Raw genomic sequence first — 24,079 nt, 5'->3', positions numbered from 1 at the left:
CTCCCTCTCGCTTGCTCGTTAGTATTTAATGGGTACCTTTAACATCCAGCGTCTCATAACTGTTCATATCTTTGTTCTTATCCGAGCTGCGTATTCTCTCCTGAAGCTTCTCATAAAATAAATCCTCGTTAATCGGAAGATCGACCCATCCATCGGTCCAAGTGGAAAGCAGCATCGCATTGGATAGCTCCAGTCCCTTAATTCCCTCTTCGCCAGGAGCAAGCAGTGGCGTGCCATGCAGGATCGCATTTACCCAATCCTGAGTAATGCTCATGTGATTGCCGCCATCACTGACCGGAATTTCAAATTTCCAACATTCCGGCTGGCCGAAGCCGCCTTTAAAGTTAGCATTAAATTCGGTTTCAGACACGCGTAGCCGCGAGAACGTCATTTTGTCATTTTCAATGACAATTTTGCCGCGTTCACCGGAAATCTCAAAACGATTTGTGCCCGGTGATTCAAAGGTCGAAGTGACAAATACACCGGTTGCTCCATTTTCATATTCCACATAAGCCGTCACATCGTTCTCCACTTCAATGTCACGATGTTTGCCAAAGGAGCAAAAAGCACGTACGCGCTTCGGCATCATCCCTGTCGTCCACTGCCACAGGTCAAGCTGATGCGGGTCTTGGTTCAGCAGTACGCCGCCACCTTCGCCAGCCCACGTTGCACGCCATCCGCCGGAATCATAATAGCTCTGCGAGCGGTACCAGTTCGTAATAATCCAGTTCGTGCGGCGAACTTCCCCAAGCTCCCCGGATGTAATCAAATCGCGAAGCTTCGCATATAGCGGATTCGTGCGTTGATTGTACATAATGCCGAATACTTTATTGCTGTGCGCTGCCGCTTCATTCATCTCACGAACCTGTTTTGTATAAACGCCAGCAGGCTTTTCAATTAATACATGCAGCCCAGCCTTCAGCGCTGCGGTTGCCTGCTGCGGATGATCATAATGCGGTGTGCAGATGAACACCGCGTCCACCTCACCTGAGCTGAATAGTTCCTCTGCCGTCGAATACAGCTTTAGTTCTGTGCCCCACTCCTGAGCTGCCAGCTCTAAACGTTCGGGCCGCACATCTGTCACCGCCGCAAGCACGGCGCCCTCTACTCTTCCTTCAATCAAATAACGGGCGTGTCCCGTTCCCATATTTCCAAGGCCTAATATGCCAATTCTGACTTTATCCAATGATTAACATCCTCTCTAAACCTTTTATAAGAAGGATCACTATAAATGTATTGTAGCATAGTCCGCTATGTAAGCGCTTGATTCAAAAGGTCGAATATCCGTTAATCATTTAACTGTCATTGTACTACTTGATTCATATACCTCACGGCATCGACTAGCGTCTGCATCTTATCTCCTCTCTTATTGCATAAGAAAAGCGGCAGTTATGTCCCTCAGGGACACACCGCCGCTTTTCCACCTATACCGAGAGCTGCCTCTGGTACGAGTTTGTCGTTTATTTAATATTATTTTCTGTTACATAAGCTTGCCATTGTTTCGTGTAATCAGCTTGAATTTTCTCAAGTCCAGCTTGCTTCGCTTTGTCCATGAATGTTTTCAAGCCTTCCTCGATATTGTCTACGAGACCAGCTTGCAGCGGGAACAGATATTGCTTCTCCACTTGCTCAAGTGCTGCTCTCTCGGCTTGGTAAGTGCTGTAATCTTCGGCAAAGCCGTTAAATTTGTCTGGAACTTGGATTTTGTCCAGCTCGTCGAAGATCGCTTTTACGCCGTCATAGTTTTTGTCAAACAGCATGAATTCTGGATTTCTCCAAGCCCAGCCGTTCATTCCTTCACGAGCAAAGCCGTTGGAGCTTGCATCGCCGATCATTTGGTAGTAACCATCTTTCACTTCATAGTTTTTGCCTTCAACACCGTATTGAGTCAACAGGTTGTAGCGTTTGTCTGTAACCATTTTTTCATAGAATGCCAGTGCACGCTCTGCGTTTTTGCTGCTGGTTGGAATCGCATAGCCGTTATGAATGGCATGTACTGGTGTTGCAATGCCTGTTGTAAGCGGGAATGGGTAGTATTTCAGCTCCCAATCCGGGTGAGCCGCTTGCACTTTAATAACCGAATCATTAAAACGAGTTGGGTTGTCCCCGAAAATCGTTGCTGCTTTGCCGCTTGTCAGCTGCTCCTGAATAACGTCGTTGATGTTGAGCACGTTTTTCGGGATGTAGCCGTTTTTCTGCCAGCGTTGAATCAGCTCCAAATCCGCTTTTTGCTCATCCGAGCCCCAGTACGTGTAAATGTTGCCTGGCTCAAAGTAGTTCACGCCAAGACCATAAGGCAGCGCGCCAATTGCTTTGTGCTCGATATCACGAATTTGGTTCACAAGGCTGCCGCGAACGTCTGCGCCAAGTGCGATTGGACGCATGCTCGGCTCATTGGCTTTAATGCCAGCCAAATACTCTTCATACGTTTTCAAGTCTTTTGGTTCAGGAAGGTTGTATTTTTTACGAAGATCCTCCCGCCATACGAAACCATTCGTTACATACTCTTTGTACGTTGCCGGAACGGTAAAGATTTGATTGTCGATTTTAACCGCATCCCACATATCTTTTGGCACAAATTCATTCAGCTTCGGCGCAGCTACAGGAAGCAGCTTGTCGAGTGGCTGGAAAGCGCCTTTTTTCGCATAGGACTGGTATTGCGTCCATTCTGCTGTAAAGATCAGGTCGACCTGTTGGCCGGAGCCAAGCAGCAATTTATATTTTTGCTCCCAATCGGTCCATGACGTGTAGTTGAATTTGACGGTTGCATTCAAATCCTGAAGCGCCATTTCGTTGATTTTGTCTTGAATCGCAGCCAAATCCTTCGGCGCATCGCCTAGCATATAAAATTGCAATTCTACTTTTTTGGAAGTATCGATACCCGTTTTCTCGCCTGCTTGCGCATTGTCCGGAGATGCGGTAGCTCCTGCGCTATCTGCTGGACTACTGGATGCTGCCGTATTTCCGCCACCATTGCCGCTGCAAGCTGCGATCATGCTCATAAGCAGCATTACGGTGAGAAGCATGACTAAACCTTTGCTCTTTTTCTTCATCATGTGAATCCTCCCTTTTATAAGTTGAACCTATATATGTTAGCTGGACCCTAGTAGCAAGCTTGTCGCTATGCACTCTGGTACAGTTCTAACCTTTTACAGCCCCAATCGTCAAGCCTTTTACAAAATAACGCTGAACGAAAGGGTAGAGGAACAAAATCGGGCCGGTAACAATAATCGCCATTGCCATCTTGGTCGATTCCATCGGCATGTCGCCACCAAGCGAAACGCCTGTGCCTGCTCCCATCTGTGACAGGAAGCTCATCGCATTGATGATATTGTAGAGATAATATTGAAGCTGGTACATCGTCGTGTCATTAATGAACAGTGAGGATGTAAACCAGTCATTCCAGTAAGCCAGCGCCAGGAACAGCCCGACGGTTGCGATGCCTGGCATCGATAATTGCAGCACGATGCGAGCGTAGATCGTAAAATCATTCGCGCCATCGATTTTGGCCGATTCCGTTACCTCATCGGGAACGGCGGAGCGGATGAAATTTTTCATCAATATAATGAGAAACGGCGTCATAAGTCCTGGAAGAATGAGCACCGCATACGTATCGGTGAGCTGCAAATATTTCGTCAGCATAATGTACCACGGCACAAGGCCGCCCCCGAACAGCGTCGTGAAATAAATAAAGAAGGAGAAAAAATTCCGATATTTAAAATCTCTGCGCTGCAGAACGTAACCGGCCATCGTAATGAAAAACAGACCGAGAAATGTACCGACAACTGTCGTAATGATCGTTACGGTGTAGGCATTGATGACCTGCTGCGGGAATCGCAGTACCGTTTTGTAGCCTTCGAGTGAAAACACCTGCGGGATTAAATGATACCCGTCGCGGAGAATCGATTCGTTCTGAGTGAACGAAGCTGAGACAATGAGCAGAAACGGAAACAGGCAAGCGATTGACGTGAGCAAAATAACTGTGAAAGCAATAATGCGGAACAGCAGCATATAGCTGTCGTCTTTGATTTTCATAAAGTAACCTCCATGTTCTCTTTGTGTCGGTGATTAGAATAAGTGCGCTTGGTGAGGGTAGGTTCGTCGCTGCGCAAAAAGTTTGGCTTACGATCGCCATTGCCCATGGAAATTTTCAACTATACCGCCAGCGGTTAATTTCCACGGACAAAAGCGAACGCATTCGCTTCTCCAGCTCAAACCTTTTACTCCGCTCAGGCCCCCTTCACCAACACCCTCCTTCTAAAACACGAACTACAAAGATCGAATTCATACAGCAGAAACCAATTGATTTGACTCTTATAACTGTCTACATCTTTGTGTTTAAGATCTCTTCGCTCCCAAGCTTATACACTCGCTTAAGCGTAAAACAAGCGCACTTGCTCTGGCTCTCGAACATATAACGCAAACGCGAATACGGTAAAAGATTTGTTACTGCTCTTACTCTTGGCTCTTAAAGATAAGGCGCAAGCGCTAAGGTTTTGGTTCTTGGTTTTGGTTCTTGGTTTTGGTTCTTGGTTTTGAACTTAAAGTTACGGCGCAAGCGCAAAAGCGGCTAAGCTGCTTTTCCCTCCCCCTAGGAGGGAGATGAAAAAGGCGAAGTGGAATGAAAAGGTTGAGTTGGAGAAGCGTAGCGTTCGCTTTTACCCTTGAATTTCCCCCTTTATGGAAGGGGATTCGAGGAAATTCAAGGGTAATGGCGATCGGAAACCAACCTTTTCATGCAACACAGCCTCTTTTTCATCACCCACCTAGAACAATGCGTATTCGTCGTTTATTTTTCGAATAATATAGTTGACCGTCATAATCAGAATGAAGCCGAACAACGATTGGTAAAGACCCGCAGCAGTCGACATCCCAATATCAAACGTAACTTTCAGCGAGCGGTACACATAAGTATCGAGAATATCCGTCGCATCATACAGCACGCCGTTGTTGCCAATTAATTGATAGAACAAGTCGAACTGTCCTTTCATAATGCTGCCGAGAGCGAACAGCAGCAGGACGACGAATGTCGTTTTCAGCATGGGAACCGTAATGTACCAGATCCGTTGAAAAATGTTCGCGCCGTCAATTTTGGCCGCTTCATAATATTCATCGCTGATGCCTGTAATAGCAGCTAGATAGATAACCATGCTGTAACCGAGGTTTTTCCATAGATAGAACAAAATAATGAGCGGCACCCACACCCAAGGTGTATTGTACACATCAACCGGCTCGATGCTGAGCTGCTTGAGCAGCGTGTTCAAGAATCCGCTTTCATAGTTGAACAAATTGTACACGATAACGCTCAGGATAACGAACGATACGAAATAAGGCAAAAACATAACCGACTGGGTCAGCTTCTTGAACCATTTTGTTTTTAGCTCGCTTAGCAGAATAGCCAGCGCGATGGCAAGCACATTGCCAAGCCCGATGAAGGCTATATTGTAGCCAATCGTATTTAAGGTCAGTTTAGTTAAAATGCCTGATTGCCATAAAAACTTGAAGTTCTCCAGCCCAACGAATTCACTATTGAATAAGCTCGTATTATAATCGAACCTCGTGAAAGCGTAATAGATGCCAACCATCGGTAAGTATGAATTGATGATGAAAAATAAAATCGTCGGCAGCAGCATGAGAAATAAAATGCGGTTGGTGATCAGCTCGTGAAAAAAACCTCTTCTGGTATTCATGCAGGCTATGTCTCCCCTTTCAGCTTTCAGCTTTGCTTTTTCTTGTTTTCATTTGTACGGCGCTAGCTGCAATTGCCCTTATCCTCACTTGCTTAACTTCTTGGCAACTGCTTATGCTGCGTCGTTCGTTGTGCCCTAAGTGTATAGCAGGCTCGAAACGCTCATCTAGAGCAACATCCGGCAATTAGTGAAAAAAGCTGCGAAAACACAGGTGAACGAATTGCACCTCTATGCATTTTTCAGCTTTTCACAGGCTGTCTACTAACGCTGCAAAGTGAAAAAAACATAGAGAAAAAGCCGCTTTTCCCGGTGTGAACAGGAAAACGGCTCTTTTATAATAACCTTGCCTATGTCGAGATTTGAAGAATCATGACGCCATACGGTTCGATCGTTACTGCTCCGGATAAGCGCTCACTGGTCAGCAAATCGGTGTATCCCACTTCTCCCAGCTCAAGCTTGGATTCAAAAGGATTATGATTCAGCACGAAGGTGTATGCTTCTTCCCCTTTATGACGCTGCGCAAGCTCGACTCCAGAGGCTGCGCGAAGCGGCGCTTCGATGCCCAGCTTCTCGCATAGCGTCTGCACCAGCCCGCTGAGCAGCTTCTGCTCAGGAACCGTCGCCACATAATAGGCTTCGCCTTTCCCATAGCGATTGACGGTTAGCGCTGGCATCCCCGCATAAAAATCAGAGCCATAGCTACCTATCGCCTCGGCACCTTCTAAATGAAGCAAATCGCATAGCAGCTCACACTCATAGGAGCCCCCTGCGATATGTCCAAAACGCTCGCCCACTTCGACGGTATTGCGCATATCTGGCGTCAAGCTGTCGATTTCCTCGACCCAGACGCCAAGCAGCTTTCTTAAGGCGCCTGGATAGCCGCCCAGCGTGACCAGATCATTTTCATTGACGATACCGCTGAAAAACGTCGTTATAAACGTGCCGCCGGCCTGCACGAACGCTTCGATGCGCTCGGCTACGCCTGGCTTAAGCATATACATGACGGGAGCGACTACGATCTTGTACTTGGAGAAGTCGCTGAGCGGGCTGATGACGTCCATTTGAATGTTTTGGTCATAAAAAGCTTTATAATAGCGCTGCGCCTGATCCAAATAGTTCAAGTCCACGCTTGGACCGCTCGTGATCTCAACCGCATTCCAGTAGTCGATATCAAACAGCAGCGCGGCTTCCGCATGTACCGTGGCATCCAGCAGCTTGTCGCCCAGCGCCTCAAGCTCGCGCCCAAGCTGCGCGCATTCACGGAATACGCGCGTATGCTCATGTCCGACATGCTCGTTTAGCGCGCCATGATATTTCTCGCAAGCGCCGATCGAGCGGCGCAGCTGGAAGAACATCACCGTGTCGGCTCCATGCGCCACCGCCTGATAGCTCCACAGCCGCATGACGCCCGGACGCTTGAGGCTGTTGTAGGGCTGCCAGTTTTGCTGGCTTGGCGTCTGCTCCATCAGCATGAACGGCTTGCCCTGCTTCAGGCCCCGCAAGATCAGGATTATAGTCACTGACATACCATATTTTGGAATCTTGGAATGAATCATTTTGTCACTTTCCCTTCGACTTATCGATATTGCACTGCGAATTCGAGGAAAATTTCTAAAGGAAAGCAATAGGTTTATCATCTGAACGTATAGGTTTTGCCAAAAAGTTCACTCTAGTTCGGTTTGTTCATAGCGTTCAAAGCAAGAGCGTTCAATTTTATGCATAGAAAACATTGTACGGTTGGCACAGTGAAGTTTATAATATGAACATAAGATGTGCCAGAGCTCAGGTGAACAAACTGACATATACGCATATACAAGCAAACGTTAGCCAAATCACTTAGAAACTAAAAAAACGTAAGCGCTTACTAAAAAGAGGGGGGACAGCTATGAAAGTCACCGCATGGAAAAATAACGGGAAGCTCTACAGCAGGTTTCTGCTCAGCATTACATTATGTATCGTATTGACGCTGCTTATCTCGTCCTTCTTCTATTATCTTGCTTATACACGGCTGGACCTGAAGCAAGCCTATTTATCTGATGTCAGCAGCCTGACCCAGACCAGCCAGGAAGTGAACAGCATGACGGAGAGCGCCCAGTCGCTCACCTTCCAGCTGTATCGGACGTTTACGATTTCCAAGCTGCTTTTTTATACGAAGCCTAATATTTATGATGTGACGGCAGCCATGAATGATTTGACCAACTACTTGAGCTCCATGCCGTTTATTGAGTCGATTTATGTATACAATTCAGCCAGCAATCAATTTTACATTGCCAATCGTTCCGGGCAAAGCGGGATTTTTACCATGGAGGAAATTTCCGATAAAGGCATTTTGCAGACGTTAGACGATTACCAGACGTATAAGCCGTTTACTCCTATTCCCCGTTCCTATATTCCGGAGGATACAAACAGCCCATTATTGCCTGGCCAGCCTTCTCCCGTGCATCATGTATACACTTATTTAGGCTACGATGCGGTCGGCAAAAGCCAAACGATAAACTCGGCGGTCATCGTCAATATTTCATCGTCGTGGATCAATAAAGATATTGGAACCGTGGCAAGCGAGTCACTCGGTAAATCCTTTATTATCGATGATCGCCAGCGCATGCTTTCGCGTGATACGCTTGCCCCTAAATCGCTGAGCGAGCAGGATAATGACATGCTTTCATCACAAATTTACGGACAGCAGCAGCCGGGCTATGTTGTGGCGCGATTTGACGGCCAAAAATCGCTCATTTCCTATACATCCTCGGATGCGCTCGAATGGCAATATGTTCGTGTCACGCCTTATGGCGAAATCACCGGAAAAGTAAGTGCCATTCGCAATACGACGCTTGCCATTGCGGCCGCCATTCTCGCCATCGGCCTGCTTATTTCCTGGTTGCTGTCACGTTTGCTCTACCGTCCGATTCATCATATTATGGACAAAATGAATATGCTCGAGACCGAACGGCGCAACAGCTCCTATACGGTTAGACAAAATATTTTACGCAACCTGCTGGAAGGCGCGCAGCAATTGCAGACCAAGACCCAGCTCGACAAGCTGGAGCAAAGCGGCATTACGTTTGATTTTACGAACCATTACCGCGTTGTATTAATTAAAATTGATGATTTGGAAGCGCTCAGGGAAACGCGAGGCAATGATTTGCTCGCTTATAAATTCGCGATTATGAACATTAGCTGGGAAATTGGGCTGAAGCATTACCGCGTCGAAACAGTGGATATGAACGAAGACAGCGTTGTGCTGATGCTGGGCCGCCTCGAATCGACGGAACAGCCGGATGATGAGCTGCTGCGGACGATGCTGCTGCAAATTCAGCAATCCAGCTTGGAATATTTGCGTATTGGCATTTCTATGACATACAGCCCGGAGGCGCAACAGCCTCAGCAGCTTGCCTCTCTCTATAAACAGGTGAAGGAGGCTTCGCTTCACCGCTTATTTTATGGGCAGGGCTGCTTGATCTATTCGCAAAATATTATGGAGCTCAAAGCGAAGGAATATAAATTCCCCGTCGATAAGGAGAAGAAGCTGACCGATGCATTGATGGCTTCCAAAAATGTCGATGCGAAGCAGATTTTCGCCTCTATTGTAGAGGAAACGGCTGAATATCCGATTCACGTCGTGCAGCTCGCCATCTCGCATTTAACGATGACGGTCAATACGATTTTGTACACGATTCATAAAAATAACAGCCTCGAGGTCGAAACCGGGCTGAATACGAATATGCCTTCCCTCGATAAATTCGAGACGGTGGAGGAAATGAACGCCTTATTTTTCACTTTATTTGATGATATTCAAGCAAGGTTGATGGAGAAGCGCACGCTCAAGCAAAGCGATCTCATTCGTAAAATCAATGAGCTGATTGAGCGCGACTTCGCGAGCTCCAATCTATGCTTGAATTGGATCGCCGAGGAACTGGATATGTCTTCCATCTATATTAGCCGGGTTTACAAGCAGCAGACGCTGACTGCTGTCGTTGACGTCATTAATCAGGTGCGGCTCGAGCATGCCAAGGATTATTTGGAAAATACCGATTGGTCCGTCGTCGATATTGCAGACAAAAGCGGCTATACGAGCAGCTCCTATTTCCATCGCATGTTCAAGAAGAGCTTCGGCGTCACCCCCGCCGACTATCGCAAATCAAGACTCGCCCAGCATGGCTGATCGACATAGGTGAAAACTATAACCTTTATCTCCATTATATATTAGACCAATAAATAGAATTGTCCTATGATGGGTTGTATAGCGCCGAAGGGAGCGAACAACTTGTCCATCTATGACTTTCAAGTAAAAACGATGACCGGCGAATGGCTGGATTGGTCAGCCTATCAGGGGAAGGTTTTGCTAATTGTTAATACGGCTAGTCAATGCGGTTATTCCAGCCAATTTGCCGCGCTGCAGCAGCTTTACGAAAAGCATCACCACCAGGGATTTGAAATATTGGCTTTCCCCTGCAATCAATTTAACGACAAAGAACCAGGCAGCGACGCTGAAATAAGAGCCTATTGCGAACAAAGCTTTAGCATCACTTTCACTCTGCTCAGCAAGGTGGACGTTCGCGGCGAAACCGCTCATCCTTTGTTTCACTATTTGGTGAGCGAAGCTCCATTTCGCGGTTTCGATACACTAACCCCAAACGGCAAGTGGCTAGATCAATTTTTAAGTGAAAAATACCCCGAGCTCCACGCTGGAGACGGAATCAAGTGGAATTTTTCCAAGTTTCTCCTTGATCGCAGCGGCCAAGTGTCTGGCCGTTTTGAACCGACTGTGCAGCCACTGGAGCTTGAAGCAGCGATACGAGCACTGCTTTAAAAAATAAAAAGCAAGGTGCCTAGCTCGTCTACCCGAGCTAAACGCCTTGCTTTTTCTTAACCCTTTCAGGCCTGTCCGTCTATGTACCTTCGTTTTATCACTTTGGAATAAACTGATTAATCCAGCCGCCAAAGCTTTTCGGATTTCTCGTTTGAATCAAGACGACGCCTTCGCCGCGGAATCGGCACACAACCCCTTCGCCACTTGTAATGCTGGACAACCAGCCACTCGCAGCCTTCTCGATCCGGTAATCCATATAATCAGGCCATGCAACCAGATGTCCGTTATCGATGATAACTTCCTCGCCCGCGGCCAGCTGCACCGCATGAATCGTTCCGTAGGAGGAAAGAAACACCGTTCCTTTACCGCTAATTTCAACAATAAAGAAGCCTTCGCCCGACAAGAAGCCTTTCGCCAGGTTTTGCATCTTCGTGTTAACCTCAATGCCAGGCGTTCCAGCCAAGAAGCCGTCCTTCTGCACATACAGCTTGTACGATCCATCAAGCTCAATCGATTCAATATCGCCAATCGCTGCGGAAGCAAGCAGCGCTTCACCTGGACCGCGCGTTGCAGACAGCTCTTGAAAGAAAAATTTCTCGCCGCTCAGCATTCGGCCAAGGCCGCGCATAATGCCGCCATCCAGCGTACCCTTCAGCTCAAGGTTTGGCGACATCGATACCATTGCACCTGACTCTGCTTTAATCGTCTCGCCGCGCTCCAACAGCACCTTCAATAATGGAAAAGCGCCGCGGTATAAAATTTCATGTCTCATTTCAATTTACTCCTCCGATCATTCGTACTGCCTTCGGGCGTAGAAGATGTTGCCACCACGCTTTTAGAAAAGCGGCCCGCCCATCATCATGCTGCTAAGAAAATTCAAGGAAGCACCGCGTAAGTTTAGTATGCTCCATTTTTTCTTCAATAGCTGACGCACGCGAAATAACCGTGATTTTATGGTGCCAACAGGAACCTGTGTTTCCTGGCTAATTTCGTCCAGCGACATATCGTAAAAATATCGCTTCACGACCAGCTCGCGGTCCTTATCGGACAAGCCCTTCATCACCTCGGACAGCTCCTCGGACAGCTCCTGCTCCAAATACACGTGCTCCGGCCCTTTATCCGGGCTCGGCAGCGTTTCCTTGAGCGGCCATTGCGACATAAAATAATCCGGCTCCGCATCCAAAGAAACGCTGCGACGCGTTTTGCGTTTTCTAAGCGTATCAATACATAAGTTAATCGTAATTTGAAAAATCCAGGTTGTGAAGTTTTTGGAAGGATCAAACTTATCGATATTCGTCAGCAGGCGAATAAACGTCTCTTGCAGGACATCTTCGCTTTCCTGACGGCTGCCAAGCATCCTATAAGCAGTTGAAAACAGCCTATCATAATAGACCTTTGTAATTTCCGCGAAAACCAACGGGTCCTTCTCTTTGATCCGAACCGCTAACTGGGAAGCATCCATAATTTCTCTCCAAACTTAAATAGGATAATAGACTTTAATATTGGCATTACCGAATTTTGGCGATGTCCTCGCTCGCCCTCTTATACGCCTTCACAAGCTCCTGAATTTGATTAAATTCACTGTCGCCTGGCCCAAGGCCATCCATAAACATTTTCTGAAGCACCGATTTGAAAAGGGTTGTCCGCTCCTCAATGAAGCTGCGCTCCAGCTCCAAAATTTCATCCAGTGTGTGGCTATTGATGAAATCATCCAGCTCGCTCCGCTCGGCGCGGCCGCCGCCCCCATCACCGCCATAACGCTCGCCCCGCAGCCTCTCCGGCTCCGGCATGGGCTCCTCTTCCTCGTAAGAATTCAGGTTAACGGAGGAGCGTATCGATGATAAAATAATATTTTCTTTCGCCAGCATAATTTGGAACGATTTGTTTTGAAACAAGTCACTCATGACGCTGCGACATAAATCACGATTTTTTAGTAAGATGCCATCGAAGGGATGAATGGTCCAATTATCATTCGAATAAAATAAATTAAAAATAAATTTCTCGCTGCCAAAAACGTATTCTACGTTTATTGTATGCTCATCCAGCATCTCAAATGAAAAATCCAACATTATCGTTCCCTCCATACGAGCAGCAGGCCCGAAATCTTCCGATAAGTCAATTTTACCAAATGATCCGCCATTACGCTAATATTATATAAAATTCGACGCTATTCTCGTTCTCATAGCTAAACCTAGACTTTCTTATCCTTCGAAAAATATAACAATGGCCGCATCTTCTTAAATTACAGAAAATACGGCCCTGCCCACGCTTATAATTGGTTATGCTGCTCTACAATAGCCTCTACCCGTTCGCTGCTGGCAACGATAATCAACGTTACAATCAATAAGCCGAGCGTGCCTACTGCAATCAAAGACAACCATCCTCTCATTCCATCGCTTTTGTTAAGCCTATGAATGAGTGGGGCCATCTATGAGTATTGTTGCCTATGCTTTTCTATATTTAAAATAGAACGAGCCTCCTGCTATTATTAGCTGAGCAGCCTGTCCATTTCGTTTCCACCAGCAGCTCCACTGGTAATCGCCGATTGCGGTTGTCCGCCAGTCTCCAAGCCTAAACGCTTCGACATATTCTGGTTAATTTGCGCCAGCTTCTCCGTATGCGTTTTGCAGGTCGCGATAATGTCGCGGTTGGATTTCTCCGATGTATCAAGCGCTGTAATCAGATCGGCAATCGCCGTATTGACAGCCTCGAGCGACATCGCTGGCTTTTTGAGCAGCTCCGCCGACTTTTCCGTTGACGTTTTGAGCAGCTCTGCATTGCGCTTGAACTGGTCTTCAATCGTGCTGTTTACACTCTCTACTGCATTGGCGATTTTTAACTGATCCTCGATAGCGAGCGTAATCATTGCCGACACTGTAATTAGATTAGACGCTTTATAAATGCTGTTGTTGACCGCATCAATGAGCTTATCGCTGTTGTCATTGACAATGTCTGTCGCGGCAACTGCCTGATTGAACAGTAATATATCCTCGGTCATCGACTGGATGCGGGTGACGACTTTACGCAATCCACGCTCCAGATACGTTTTGCGCTGCTCATTTTCCGGCTTGGCAATTTCCGTTTCGAACAGCTCCTTGAGCTTGTTGCCCATCGCGATCTTCTCTTGCAGCGAATAAATTTCCTCAAGTGAGCTGCGCTTGAGCGTGCGCATATTCACGATGCTCTCTTCAAGGCCATCCTTGCCGTCACGCAGCCCTTGCACAATCGCATCAATATTCGTCCTTACGGACTGATATTTATAAACGTAATTTTTCACAGGCGACTTGCGTATCAGCTTGCCAATGAAGCCAACGTTTTTACTTTGCTGCAAAGATTCGCATTCATTACGCAGCGACAAAATCAGATTCGATACTTGGCTTGACCCGCCCGACATAAGGGTGGCAACCGGACGCTCCAGCTGCTTCAGCGTCGCTCCTGCGCGCTCCTGCGTCTTGGCGCCCAGCTTACCCATCTCGTCCATCAAGCCATCTAGCGACAGCGTATCGGCCTGTGCTACCTTCTGAATAATAACGGCCGCTTCCTGGACGGCCTTCTGCTCGTCTTCTTTTTTCAATTGAATCGTTTGTATGGACACTTAAGTTCCCTCCCCACGGATTTTCAATCTGACACGCCATTAAAACTCCGAGTAGTTATAGCGTTTATGAATGACCTCCGCCTTGGTTTGCAGCTCCATCAAATCCTTGTGTTCAATCGTTGCAACAATTTCCGAAATTTTAGTATTAATATCCCGCAAACCATTTAACAAAATTCTACGGTTTTTCGTCTTGGCGTCGCCGCTCAGCCTTAAGAAAGGATTAATGACGCTGTTCAGCTCCTTGAGCACAAGCCGTCTGACCGTATGATTAATTTCATCATTATTCAGTTCAGACAGGAGCGGCAATACCCGATGCAAACGCAGAAAAAGCGAGCAGGATTTCTCTACAATTTCATTGTCCAGCGTATTTTTCTGCCCTTCGGAGATCACCATATCCTCCAGCACTTCCAAATACTCCAGCACCGGCTCAAATATGGGACTAATCGCTGGTGAAGCTGCTCCGCCTCCGCTAGAGGCAGAGGGCTGCACGGCTGCTTCTGGCAGCTGCCCAGGCTCAGAAGGACCTCGGCCCGGAGACGGAATCGCATCGATAATATTGGTTTTGCGCAGCAGCCGCTTCTCATCGAGCACCACACCCGCGAGCGTAGCTGCGACTGGGATAAGCACCGTTATAAATTCTGGCAGCAGCCAGCTTGTTGCAGCGGCAATGATAAGTCCGATAGCCGCTCCGATAATCGAGCGTTTTTGAATCACTCTCTCACCCTCCAACCTGCTGTGCCACTCGCTTCTATTCGAATGCTGTCAAACGCATCGGCTGCTCAACATGGCTGGCAAGCACGCCATACTCAGGCGTCAGCTTGCCCACCGTTCCACCTAGCGCCAGCTTGACCGCCAAATAAGGGAAGTTGATGCCGCTCAGACAGGAAACATGGAGACCGCCAGACATCCGCGGATTAATCTCCAGAAGCTTGGGCACTCCATTTTTGTATTTCATCTGTATATTATAATTGTAAGGGATTTTGTATGTTTCTGAAACCCTTTGGGCAATTTCCAGTAATTCCGGCACATCATCCAGCAGGCGCAGACGTCCGCCCGCTTTGCGGCGCGGAACTGCAGCAAGCAGTTCTCCATTTGGCGCAGCTAGGCAATCGATACTGTATTCAAACCCGTCAAGCAGCTCCATTACCATTAAATCGCCAAACTGTGGAACAGTCGATAAGGTGCGGTACACCTCTTCAAACGACAGCGCGCGTGAAACCGAGCCGAACAAATCCGCCAGCTTGTCGCGCTCATTGTCAATGATGCGAAAGCCTTGTCCGCCTTCGCCATCCGTTGGCTTAAAGCAAACGCGATGCCCTTTTGAAGCCAAATCGTCATAGGCAGCCTTAAACTGCTCTGCCGTTGAAACGACATGATAATCGGGAATGACCATAATGCCGCTTTCGCTCACCGATTCATAAAACTGATCCTTGACCATCAGCTTGCCAAGCAGCTCCTCATCTTGACAAACGACGACTTTAACGCCTATTTCATCAAAACGCTTGATGCTCTTCACAATATCCAGCATATTCAGCCTTGGGACGAACACATCTATTTTGTGCCTCAAACAGAATTCAATGCAAAAATCAACGTAAGCCTCGCCTTTTACAGAAGGCTCAACCTCCACCACATCGCAAGCTTGCAGCGACATATGCTTCGGATCGGCATGCGTGCCGTACAGCTCAAAGGCTGCACCATCGCTATTATTGCGAATCGCATTCATATAATGATAAGCGACTGAAAACCAGCGGTTGAACCATACTTTTGTTACGTTGCTCATACGTTTGCCTTCCTTTCGAATGCCGCTGCTGTCTTAAACTCAGCCATGACGGTCGATACAAAGTCCAAAATTTGCTGCGAAGCCATAATGCCCGAGTTCGTTGTAAAGGTGTAAGCCATGTTTCCCGGCTCACGCTGCTCTTGGCGAAACAGCTCACCATGTCTTGGAGCAATGGCATGACTTGCCGCATCAAGCAGACACTGGTCGAGCAAGGAATCACCGGAGGCAGCAACGACCGTCGCGCCAAGCTGCTGCTTTAAATGCAAGAGCGCCGCGCTTTTGCTCACCTCATTTGGCACGAGATAAATTTTGCGTCCTTGAACCGATACTTTCCAGCCTAGCGCCGTAATTCGTTCCACAGCACGGCTAACCTGCTCTACTGGCATCCGCTCCCGATCAATGACGTAGGCGTAAAAAAGCTCGTCGCAATAACGTGCGCCGTGAATCCAGTCGCTACTGGCCACCTCATCGAAAATCGCTTGAATTTCCGCAGCTGGAGCCGCGCTAGCCGCAATAAGCTTCTGAATATGCATGCTCCATGCTTCGTCACGCACCCCATTTACCAAAATATTGCCGCCATTGCTTGTGACCGCATACGTTGGCGCTATATGCTCGCGGAACAGCTCAATCCGGTTGTACTGCTCCATCGTCCGGGTCGTTACCGGTATAAAATGAACCTCCTTCGCAATAGCTTGCAGCAACGGGAGCATTTCCGTCAAAAAATACGACAGCACTTGACCATCTTTCGTTTCTGCGGGCATCACAAGCCCTGAGCCCTCCGCACCATCCAGCCCCATCGATCTCGTGGAATAAATGAGCGTCTGATCAAGATCACTGGCGAAAATCATACAGCTTCCTCCTCGGCGGAAGCAGCAATATCCGCCTTTTTATTTTTAGGTTTAATAATGCCGCAGCAGGAATAAGTCAATTCGGGAAATACTTCTACCGGAACACCACGATCGCTTGCCAGCAGCAAAATATGCTGGAGCCCCGGGTTGTCCAGACGATCAACGAGAATTTTCCAAGGCACCCGGCGCAGCAGCACCCGTGTCGTCTCCCCCACGCCCGGCTTCACTAAATTAATATCCTCGATGCCGTAAAGCTTCTGAATGGCCTTAATATCTTTCAGTCCCTGCCAAGTTGCCACTGCCTTCTCATTCATCAGCTTTACAGCTTCCTGCTTCGCCTGCTGCGATATTTGGCTAAAATAGGCGGATACCGTATCGATAAAATGATTCGATAGGTCATCCTTCATCCATTCCTTATAAAACTTCGCTCCGTGAAAATCATCCGGCCCAATAATATCGCCCCGCAATACCGTGCGGCTCATCAGCCCGGACACGGTGGAATTAAGGCAAGCACTCGGAATGAGGAAATCCTCTCGGGTACCGAATATACTTGAGCTGCAGGCAGGATCAGCAAGTACCGCCAGCTCCGCATCCAGCTCAATCCCATACTTCTGCTTAAAGGTTCGACAGGCTTCAATCAGCACCTGTGTAATCGCTCCTTTACCCGTCCAGCCGTCGACGAATTGAAGCTTCGCTTCGGGCCCATGCTGCTGCAAAATGTAGAGCAGCGCATTTTCATCAATGCCCTTGCCGCGGATAATAGAGATGCTGTAATGCGGCACATCGAGCCCGCACGTCTCTGCTATGTAGCGCTTCATAAGAATGCCAATTGGCGTGCCCGCTCTCGCTAAAGAAACAAGTACCGTGTGCTTGCCGCTGCGCGCTACTACCTGTTCGGCAACGATGCCAGCAGCAAGTGCTACCCGCTGCGCAGACTCCGTCAATGTCTGGTGAAACAACCGAATGTATTCCGGTGTTGGCTGATATTCGACGGGCAGCATTTCCGAATAATGCACACCGGATTGGATCGCTTCCTCACGATCCTCCGTACCCCGCTCCAGCTGCACATCGCTCAAATCCTTCAATAGAAAAACGACGTCAGAAGGCTTATAACTGCCAAGGGGCTTCGGAGCTCCGATCGGTTTTTGCAACCGTTGTTCAAGCAAGCTTCTGCTCATGCCATTTCCTCCTTATGACTGCCCTTTGATGGACCGCAAATAATGACGTTGATTTGCCCAAAACCGCATGTATGCAGCGCCGACAGCAAAGGAGCAAAACGTTCCTCTGACCAGTCGCGCTCTGCAAAAATAAAACAATCGTCGTATTGCGAGACACCGACATTATAAAAAAAGTTCCGCACCTGCTCATCTTCCGGTGATGGAAACGTTTGTCCCGACTTAATCGCATAATCTGGCTTGTCAATCGGATGAACCGGGCTTCTCGTCGTTGAATGGAAAAATACACCTTGCCCCAGCTCCGCCGCTATTCGCATCGGTATATACATAAACTCGCCCGTACCCAGACATAATGTGCGCTCGCCCACCCGCATGCTTCTCAGCTGAGCCCCAGTCTCTGCAATGCTTGCATCAAGCGTTCCATTATCGCTAGACTGAATGCCGAAGCGTCCCGTTCCTGCCACATAAGGCGAGGCATTCACCACTCCCGCTGAATCAACCGAGCTGTAGGACGCAAGCTCGAACAGGTCGTCCAAATACACTTTATTCAGGCGAGCGCTTGCTGGCGTCTCAGCCTGCGTCTGCGCACTGGCCGCTACCTGCTCGGGCGAGCTTCCTTTCGCCTCGATAGCGCCCTTCATTAGCGACAATACTTCAATCGACACGCCAAGCTCCTGTGCGGCTTCCGCAAAACGCTGCTCATCCGCTTCTGTTCTCCAATCGAGCAGTGACGCTACTATATATTGTTGACGGGGAAATTGCCTTTGGATATCCCGTATTATATTCAAGGCTGTTTTACCAGTCGTGAGCTCATCATCGACGAGAACGATCGGCTCGTTACCGTTAAAAAAGGCAGCATCCAAGGCGTAACAGCGATGTGCCACCGCGTGGGAATGCTCCTCCTCAAAGCTAATGAGCGATTCCATCGCCGGAATCTGCTCCCTGGTCGTGTGAAGATAAGTACAATCCGCACCGAACACGCGAAACATGCTGTGACCAAGCGCAGTTGCTGTTTCAGCAAAACCGATGAACAGCGCCTGTTCCGGCAGCTTAAGCTTAGCGTCAATCACCTGATGATAAACCTGCTCAGACCGCTCCGGTCTAGTCAAACCTTCGATGGCAGCATCAAGCAGTTCATTAGCCAAAACATGCTGCTGCTCATCCTCGGCGTACCTTTTATAAAGCAGCAGAGACAAAGCCGCGCCGCTTAGCAGCGAAGTATAAGAATTAACAGGCAGATGCTTGCCCAGCACTTTGCTGACAAACAGAAAGGCCCGCTTCTTGTTCATCCGCGCTGCCATAGCAAACAGCGTATCCGGCGATAATCCGAATGGGTTTGCTGTCACCGTTACCGTAACCTTAAGATCATCTACAATGTTATACGTATGCTTGCTCCTGGCTTGCGAGTAAGGCGATAAAATGTTGTTCTTCATGCAGCACCCCGTATATTTTTGATCTTGCAATGACTCGATTAGCCCAATTCATATGGGGTTTCACTTCATTCATTTTATTGGCATAATCGCTCTTGAGTACGCCGTTATAGCCATTATGGCTAGCAATAATGCTTTGCGCATCAATATATTCCTCATACGTAACTGCATAGAGGGATTGCACCGGCCGAATATGCGACGGGTGAATAATGGTTTTGCCAATAATACCGTTTTCCTTGTCCATCATGACCTCACGCAGCAAACCATCCGTTTCCGGTGCCGCCGAATGCCGCAATGGCCAGCGCTCGCCTCTTCCAGACAGCTGCTCCGGCTGCAAAGGAAACAGCGAAGGAACAGGAGCCTGCTTGCTGCTTGAGAAATATTCCCATACCGGTCCCGAGATGACATAAGAGGAATCCATTCTTCCAAATATATTGATAATATCCGCCATACAATCGCGAACTGGCAAAATATCGTATATCGTCATCGTTTTGCTGCGACGCAGCCCAAACAAGCTGGAGAAGTCTGTCGCTCCAATACGGACGTTGAGTACATAACGCTGATAACGATCCAAAAGCTGCTTAATCGCCAGCAATTCCTCCATGCGAGACTCGCGATAAATAATAGCAGGCGTCTCTAGTATAGGCAGCCCATAAAGCACGGGTGCCCCCTCGCTCTGCTGAGAGTTGAATGCCGCAATTTGACTAAAATAAGCTTCACCGTTTGCTGCCGTAAATTTAGGGAAAATAAAGCCGGTAATCAGGCTGATCTTTTCTTCCAGCCGCTCGATAATGCGGGCAAGCTGCTGCACGCTGCGAATGCGAATGAACAGGAGAGGAAGATGATCACGCGATAACGAGCCTATTTTCAAAAATGAGGATAACCGAAAAATCTGCTGCAGCAGAGATTCCTCTGCCATTTCCACCAAATGGTCGCCAACCGCATCCTCCAGGTCAATGACCATCGTCGTCAAACCTTCATGCTTGCGGTTTAAAATATCTTCGGAAATCGTTTGGCGGGTAGCCGGACAATACAAAGCAGCTCCGACGGCATAAGCGAGAAGCTCCCGCTCCGTCGTATGATTGAATGGGGTAGGTGCCGAGAAGAAAACCGCTTCTTCTTCCTCCCAGGTAAAATAATCAAAGTATCGCATTCCGGTTTCCTCCTGATTCATTCCAGTAATCGACACTGTTCCAATTACTCGGCCCCGATCGCCAAATACGCGATCTACTCATAAAAAAAATAATCCCCCCTTTAACCAGGAGGGATTAAGGGATCATTACCCGCATAAACCGCTATTTAAACATGTTCTAGTTGCTGTTTGAAGTACCCTTCTTTTGTCTCATCAGGCTTAGTACGATTGTACCGCCAAACAGAAGACCGATTAGGGCGAAGAAGTAGAGATGAGGGATTTCGATATGGAAGGCCCCCAAAATCATCTTAACTGCGATTAACGCAATGAGGAAAAATGCCGTTTTTTCCAGCTCAGGAATTTTCTCAATCAGCTTGAGGAATACTTGGGCCACGCCGCGCATCATCAGAACGCCAAGAATACCGCCAAGGAACAATACCCATACTTCCTTGCTGACACCAAATGCCGCGATAACACTATCGATACTGAATGCAATATCCATTAATTCTACAGCGATAACCGTTCTCCAGAACGATTGCCCTTTGTTTTCAACACTGTCTTCGCCGCCGCCCTTGAACAATCCTTTATAAGCGATGTACAAGAGATAAGCTGCACCTAGGAATTTGACGGCTGTGAACGTAACCAAATACGTACCAAAGCCAATCGCCAGAAACCTGAAAATATAAGCGCCCAAAATACCGTAAAACAAAGCTCTCTTCTGTTGTTCCTTCGGTAAATGCTTAACCATAACCGCGAGCACGAGCGCATTATCGGCGGACAAAAGTCCTTCCAATATAATCAGTGTTCCAATAATTCCCCAGCTGACAGGGTCGGAGAGGGTAGTTACTACTGCATTCCAATCAAAGAAATGCCCGTAGTTCTCCACTATGCTTTTGAAAAAATTCGATAGCCAGTCCACTTCATTCTAACCTCCATTTTATTTGCTTCCTGCAACCCAGCTGAGACCCCAATCGAAAGCACTATCAAGCTTCCGATGTCCTTCAAAATACCGAACAATCCGCTCAATACTGAACGTTTCATTGTTCACATTCGTAATCATCGCAATGGCACACATCGCCTGGCCATTATCGTATTCATCCAGCTTAACGATAATATCCGGGCCGCCTTGCTGGCTAAGCGTGACGACTCCGTCAGCCTCAGACCAGCGCGTCACCCCTTTGTAAATAAAGGTGAAAATGAGCAAGCGTTTGATTTCCTTAATTTTCTCTCCGTTAATCCGGATATTTTCGCCCGTCGTTACTGAGCCTGTCCGATCATCGCCATCCAACATGACGTATGGCGCTCTGTTCAGGGAACCGAAGCTGTTGCCAAGCGCCTGAATCACGCCCTTGCTGCCATCTTTCAACTCATACATGCAAGCGAGGTCAAGATCAATGCCCGTACGTTTGAACAATCCGCCGCCGGCTTTTTGGTTCCAATTGAGGTTTATCAAAATTTCACCCAAACCGCCGCTTTGCTTCGTCAGATTAATGACGTCGCCCTTCTTTTTCAGCTCAATTTTAGAAAAATTGATTTTCGCCGCTTCTGAAGTCGGCTGCTGCGAAGCAGCAGGAGCAGATGGTGCAGGGGCAGGCGTAGAGCCAGGCCTTGGTGGAATAACGATGCGCGAGCCCTGCGTCTCCTGTGGCTTAGGAGGCGCTGGCGGAATAAGCGGATTTCGTGGTCCAGAAGACGTCTGCGGCGCAGATGGTACTGGCGGCGCAGGAGGAGGAGTTGGCGCAGCAGGAGCTTTGGGCTCGTCCTTTACCTCAATGCCATAGCTTCCGCATAAGTCTTTCAATCCGCCGGAATATCCGGCCCCTATCGCATTAAATTTCCACTCCTGATTGTACCTGTATAGCTCACCGATGACAATTGCATTTTCCACCGAGAACGGCTCACGAAGGTCATAACGAATAATCTCCTGGCCCGTACTTTCATTCAGGAAGCGTATGTATAGGCCGGCTACTCCGCTAAACTGCTGATTCCGTTTATCGCCATCGTAAATCGTCAACGTAATTGCAATTTTCTCAATCGCAGCATCGGTACGGGAAAGATCGATCTTGAACTGCTTGCGGTCATTGCCGCCCGGCGATTCGACATACGATAAAAAAGCATTCGATGGATTGCCGTAAAACAGCAAATCATTGTCGCTTCGCACCTTTCCGCCTGCAGCTAGCAAAAACGCAGAAGTATCGATTTCGAAGGAGGAAGGGGCTGACCATCCCAGGGCAGCCGTAATCCGGGTCAAACCCGGATTAGACTTGGTTACATCAGCTTTCTGCCCCTTTACGAGCGCTACCGTCATACCTCTAGGCCGTAATTACGGCAAAGATCGGCTAGACCGCCAGCGAAGCCACTTCCAATCGCCTGGAATTTCCAATCGCTCTCATGGCGGTAAAATTCGCAGAATACAACTGCCGTTTCCGTCGAAAATTCTTCACCAAGGTCAAAACGAAGCACTTCATTGTTATTCGCCTCATTAACTACTCGTACGAAAGCGCTGCTAACTTGACCGAAGTTTTGTTGGCGAACAGGAGCATCATGAATCGTAACTGTAATGCCGATACGCACGATATGTGCTGGAACCTTACTGAAGTCGATAACGACTTGCTCATCGTCCCCTTCACCTTCACCAGTACGGTTGTCGCCAGTATGCAGCACAGCCCCGCCGTATGTTTCTCTATTATTGTAGAAAATAAAATCTTCGGCTCCCTTGGCCTTTCCATCAGCATGGAGCAAAAATGCAGAAGCGTCAAGGTCAAATTCGCTGCCGCCTGCATATTTATTCGTATCCCAGCCCAGACCGACAACTACTTTGGTCAATCCTGGATTTGTTTTTGTGAGATCAATACGTTGGCCTTTAGACAAGTTAATAGACATATGATTTCCCCGCTTTCTAGAAGAGTTAAGTGATAGAGGTTGGAACGTTAGAAAAAAGCTGTAAAGGGGCTTGCCCTCCCCTCCCGCCACATCGCACGCGAGAAAAGAGGACCTGCCCCTGCTTGTATGCTCTTAAAGGTTAGTTCAAGCCGAAGTCGCGAGCCAGACCGCCCAAGCCGTCTTTATAGCCGCTGCCGACTGCGCTGAATTTCCATTCGCCGCTATGACGATAAAGTTCGCCTACAACAACGCCCGTTTCGATTGAGAAATCTTCGCCCAAATCGAATTTGATCAGTTCTTCACTGCTTGCTTCATTCACAATACGGATGTACGCATTGGAAACTTGTCCAAAGTTCTGGTTGCGCGTCTCTGCATCGTAGATCGTAATAGCGAAAGCTATTTTCTCTACATTTGCAGGCACAGCTGCCAGTTCGACTTTGATTTGCTCATCGTCTCCGTCGCCTTCGCCGGTACGATTGTCGCCTGTATGTACGACGGAACCGTTCTCATTGGATGTATTGTTGTAGAATACGAAGTTTTTCTCGCCTTCTACTTTACCCGATGCTGCCAAGAGGAATACCGATACGTCGAGGTCAAATTGGCCTCCGCCGTCATATTTGTTAGTATCCCAGCCTAGGCCTACCAAAATTTTGGAAAGTCCTGGGTTTGTTTTCGTCAAGTCTACTTTTTGACCTTTGGATAAGTTAATTGCCATTGTCAAAGACCTCTTTTCATT

At 48.0% G+C, this 24,079-nt stretch carries 20 protein-coding genes and 1 pseudogene; 2 read left to right on the top strand and 19 right to left on the bottom strand.

The window, feature by feature from the left end; translation table 11 throughout:
* Positions 1 to 25: 25 nt before the first annotated feature.
* From MHB80_RS06950 to MHB80_RS06930, 5 genes and pseudogenes are all read right to left on the bottom strand, one after another.
* The gene (locus MHB80_RS06950; protein WP_341281479.1) at positions 26 to 1,186 is read right to left on the bottom strand and encodes a Gfo/Idh/MocA family oxidoreductase; all 1,161 of its coding nucleotides are present in this window, start codon (positions 1,184 to 1,186) and stop codon (positions 26 to 28) included.
* Positions 1,187 to 1,460: 274 nt separating this feature from the next.
* A complete protein-coding gene (locus MHB80_RS06945; RefSeq protein WP_341281478.1) occupies positions 1,461 to 3,056 on the bottom strand; it encodes an extracellular solute-binding protein in 1,596 nt (531 codons plus the stop codon).
* A gap of 85 nt (positions 3,057 to 3,141) precedes the next feature.
* Positions 3,142 to 4,035 carry a carbohydrate ABC transporter permease gene (locus tag MHB80_RS06940; protein WP_341281477.1) on the bottom strand — a complete coding sequence of 298 codons (894 nt, stop codon included), beginning with the start codon at positions 4,033 to 4,035 and terminating at the stop codon, positions 3,142 to 3,144.
* A gap of 731 nt (positions 4,036 to 4,766) precedes the next feature.
* Positions 4,767 to 5,690, bottom strand: a complete 924-nt coding sequence (locus MHB80_RS06935) for an ABC transporter permease subunit (protein WP_338554937.1) — start codon at positions 5,688 to 5,690, stop codon at positions 4,767 to 4,769.
* Positions 5,691 to 6,037: 347 nt separating this feature from the next.
* Positions 6,038 to 7,195, bottom strand: a pseudogene (locus tag MHB80_RS06930) (beta-galactosidase trimerization domain-containing protein); the annotation flags it as partial.
* A gap of 380 nt (positions 7,196 to 7,575) precedes the next feature.
* Here MHB80_RS06930 and MHB80_RS06925 point away from each other — a divergent pair.
* Entirely contained in the window at positions 7,576 to 9,852 is a 2,277-nt protein-coding gene (locus MHB80_RS06925) for a helix-turn-helix domain-containing protein (RefSeq protein WP_341281476.1), read from the top strand.
* 102 nt (positions 9,853 to 9,954) lie between these two features.
* Positions 9,955 to 10,500: a glutathione peroxidase gene (locus MHB80_RS06920; RefSeq protein ID WP_341281475.1), complete on the top strand. Its 546-nt coding sequence runs from the start codon at positions 9,955 to 9,957 to the stop codon at positions 10,498 to 10,500.
* Between the two features lie 97 nt (positions 10,501 to 10,597).
* Here the strand turns inward: MHB80_RS06920 and MHB80_RS06915 are convergent, their stop codons facing one another.
* The 14 genes from MHB80_RS06915 to MHB80_RS06850 form a co-directional block, all read right to left on the bottom strand.
* Positions 10,598 to 11,272 (bottom strand): TIGR00266 family protein, encoded by a 675-nt coding sequence (locus MHB80_RS06915; protein ID WP_341281474.1) that lies wholly within the window; start codon positions 11,270 to 11,272, stop codon positions 10,598 to 10,600.
* 63 nt (positions 11,273 to 11,335) lie between these two features.
* Positions 11,336 to 11,962: a sigma-70 family RNA polymerase sigma factor gene (locus MHB80_RS06910; RefSeq protein ID WP_341281473.1), complete on the bottom strand. Its 627-nt coding sequence runs from the start codon at positions 11,960 to 11,962 to the stop codon at positions 11,336 to 11,338.
* Between the two features lie 46 nt (positions 11,963 to 12,008).
* The gene (locus MHB80_RS06905) at positions 12,009 to 12,569 is read right to left on the bottom strand and encodes a hypothetical protein (RefSeq protein WP_341281472.1); all 561 of its coding nucleotides are present in this window, start codon (positions 12,567 to 12,569) and stop codon (positions 12,009 to 12,011) included.
* A gap of 419 nt (positions 12,570 to 12,988) precedes the next feature.
* On the bottom strand, positions 12,989 to 14,095 hold the full coding sequence (locus MHB80_RS06900; protein ID WP_341281471.1) for a toxic anion resistance protein: 1,107 nt from the start codon (positions 14,093 to 14,095) through the stop codon (positions 12,989 to 12,991).
* Between the two features lie 39 nt (positions 14,096 to 14,134).
* Positions 14,135 to 14,809: a hypothetical protein gene (locus tag MHB80_RS06895; RefSeq protein ID WP_341281470.1), complete on the bottom strand. Its 675-nt coding sequence runs from the start codon at positions 14,807 to 14,809 to the stop codon at positions 14,135 to 14,137.
* Positions 14,810 to 14,843: 34 nt separating this feature from the next.
* A complete protein-coding gene (locus MHB80_RS06890; protein ID WP_341281469.1) occupies positions 14,844 to 15,875 on the bottom strand; it encodes an ATP-grasp domain-containing protein in 1,032 nt (343 codons plus the stop codon).
* Positions 15,872 to 16,723, bottom strand: coding sequence for an HAD family hydrolase (locus tag MHB80_RS06885; RefSeq protein ID WP_341281468.1), 852 nt, complete (start codon positions 16,721 to 16,723; stop codon positions 15,872 to 15,874). The genes MHB80_RS06890 and MHB80_RS06885 overlap by 4 nt, the downstream gene beginning before the upstream one ends.
* Positions 16,720 to 17,901, bottom strand: coding sequence for a cysteine protease StiP family protein (locus MHB80_RS06880; protein WP_341281467.1), 1,182 nt, complete (start codon positions 17,899 to 17,901; stop codon positions 16,720 to 16,722). Before MHB80_RS06880 ends, MHB80_RS06885 begins: the two co-directional genes overlap by 4 nt.
* Positions 17,898 to 19,331, bottom strand: coding sequence for a phosphoribosyltransferase family protein (locus tag MHB80_RS06875; RefSeq protein ID WP_341281466.1), 1,434 nt, complete (start codon positions 19,329 to 19,331; stop codon positions 17,898 to 17,900). Before MHB80_RS06875 ends, MHB80_RS06880 begins: the two co-directional genes overlap by 4 nt.
* Positions 19,276 to 20,481, bottom strand: a complete 1,206-nt coding sequence (locus MHB80_RS06870) for an HpcH/HpaI aldolase/citrate lyase family protein (protein ID WP_341281465.1) — start codon at positions 20,479 to 20,481, stop codon at positions 19,276 to 19,278. Before MHB80_RS06870 ends, MHB80_RS06875 begins: the two co-directional genes overlap by 56 nt.
* 157 nt (positions 20,482 to 20,638) lie before the next feature.
* Entirely contained in the window at positions 20,639 to 21,379 is a 741-nt protein-coding gene (locus tag MHB80_RS06865) for a TerC family protein (protein WP_341281464.1), read from the bottom strand.
* Between the two features lie 18 nt (positions 21,380 to 21,397).
* The gene (locus MHB80_RS06860) at positions 21,398 to 22,768 is read right to left on the bottom strand and encodes a TerD family protein (protein WP_341281463.1); all 1,371 of its coding nucleotides are present in this window, start codon (positions 22,766 to 22,768) and stop codon (positions 21,398 to 21,400) included.
* Positions 22,765 to 23,343, bottom strand: coding sequence for a TerD family protein (locus tag MHB80_RS06855; RefSeq protein ID WP_341281462.1), 579 nt, complete (start codon positions 23,341 to 23,343; stop codon positions 22,765 to 22,767). Before MHB80_RS06855 ends, MHB80_RS06860 begins: the two co-directional genes overlap by 4 nt.
* A 139-nt stretch (positions 23,344 to 23,482) precedes the next feature.
* Entirely contained in the window at positions 23,483 to 24,058 is a 576-nt protein-coding gene (locus MHB80_RS06850) for a TerD family protein (protein ID WP_341281461.1), read from the bottom strand.
* Positions 24,059 to 24,079 lie beyond the last annotated feature (21 nt).

It is taken from the genome of Paenibacillus sp. FSL H8-0537 (assembly GCF_038051995.1).
In the GTDB taxonomy this organism is placed as follows: Bacteria; Bacillota; Bacilli; order Paenibacillales; family Paenibacillaceae; genus Pristimantibacillus.
Note: the sequence above shows the minus strand (reverse complement) of the source record. Positions and strands in the feature narration are given on the sequence as shown.

Excerpts from the sequence above, each read along its gene's own strand:
- MHB80_RS06945 (WP_341281478.1), bottom strand. The coding sequence starts at position 3,056 with ATGATGAAGAAAAAGAGCAAAGGTTTAGTCATGCTTCTCACCGTAATG.
- MHB80_RS06940 (WP_341281477.1), bottom strand. The coding sequence starts at position 4,035 with ATGAAAATCAAAGACGACAGCTATATGCTGCTGTTCCGCATTATTGCT.
- MHB80_RS06935 (WP_338554937.1), bottom strand. The coding sequence starts at position 5,690 with ATGAATACCAGAAGAGGTTTTTTTCACGAGCTGATCACCAACCGCATT.
- MHB80_RS06925 (WP_341281476.1), top strand. The coding sequence starts at position 7,576 with ATGAAAGTCACCGCATGGAAAAATAACGGGAAGCTCTACAGCAGGTTT.
- MHB80_RS06915 (WP_341281474.1), bottom strand. The coding sequence starts at position 11,272 with ATGAGACATGAAATTTTATACCGCGGCGCTTTTCCATTATTGAAGGTG.
- MHB80_RS06910 (WP_341281473.1), bottom strand. The coding sequence starts at position 11,962 with ATGGATGCTTCCCAGTTAGCGGTTCGGATCAAAGAGAAGGACCCGTTG.
- MHB80_RS06905 (WP_341281472.1), bottom strand. The coding sequence starts at position 12,569 with ATGTTGGATTTTTCATTTGAGATGCTGGATGAGCATACAATAAACGTA.
- MHB80_RS06890 (WP_341281469.1), bottom strand. The coding sequence starts at position 15,875 with ATGAGCAACGTAACAAAAGTATGGTTCAACCGCTGGTTTTCAGTCGCT.
- MHB80_RS06885 (WP_341281468.1), bottom strand. The coding sequence starts at position 16,723 with ATGATTTTCGCCAGTGATCTTGATCAGACGCTCATTTATTCCACGAGA.
- MHB80_RS06880 (WP_341281467.1), bottom strand. The coding sequence starts at position 17,901 with ATGAGCAGAAGCTTGCTTGAACAACGGTTGCAAAAACCGATCGGAGCT.
- MHB80_RS06875 (WP_341281466.1), bottom strand. The coding sequence starts at position 19,331 with ATGAAGAACAACATTTTATCGCCTTACTCGCAAGCCAGGAGCAAGCAT.
- MHB80_RS06870 (WP_341281465.1), bottom strand. The coding sequence starts at position 20,481 with ATGCGATACTTTGATTATTTTACCTGGGAGGAAGAAGAAGCGGTTTTC.
- MHB80_RS06860 (WP_341281463.1), bottom strand. The coding sequence starts at position 22,768 with ATGACGGTAGCGCTCGTAAAGGGGCAGAAAGCTGATGTAACCAAGTCT.
- MHB80_RS06855 (WP_341281462.1), bottom strand. The coding sequence starts at position 23,343 with ATGTCTATTAACTTGTCTAAAGGCCAACGTATTGATCTCACAAAAACA.
- MHB80_RS06850 (WP_341281461.1), bottom strand. The coding sequence starts at position 24,058 with ATGGCAATTAACTTATCCAAAGGTCAAAAAGTAGACTTGACGAAAACA.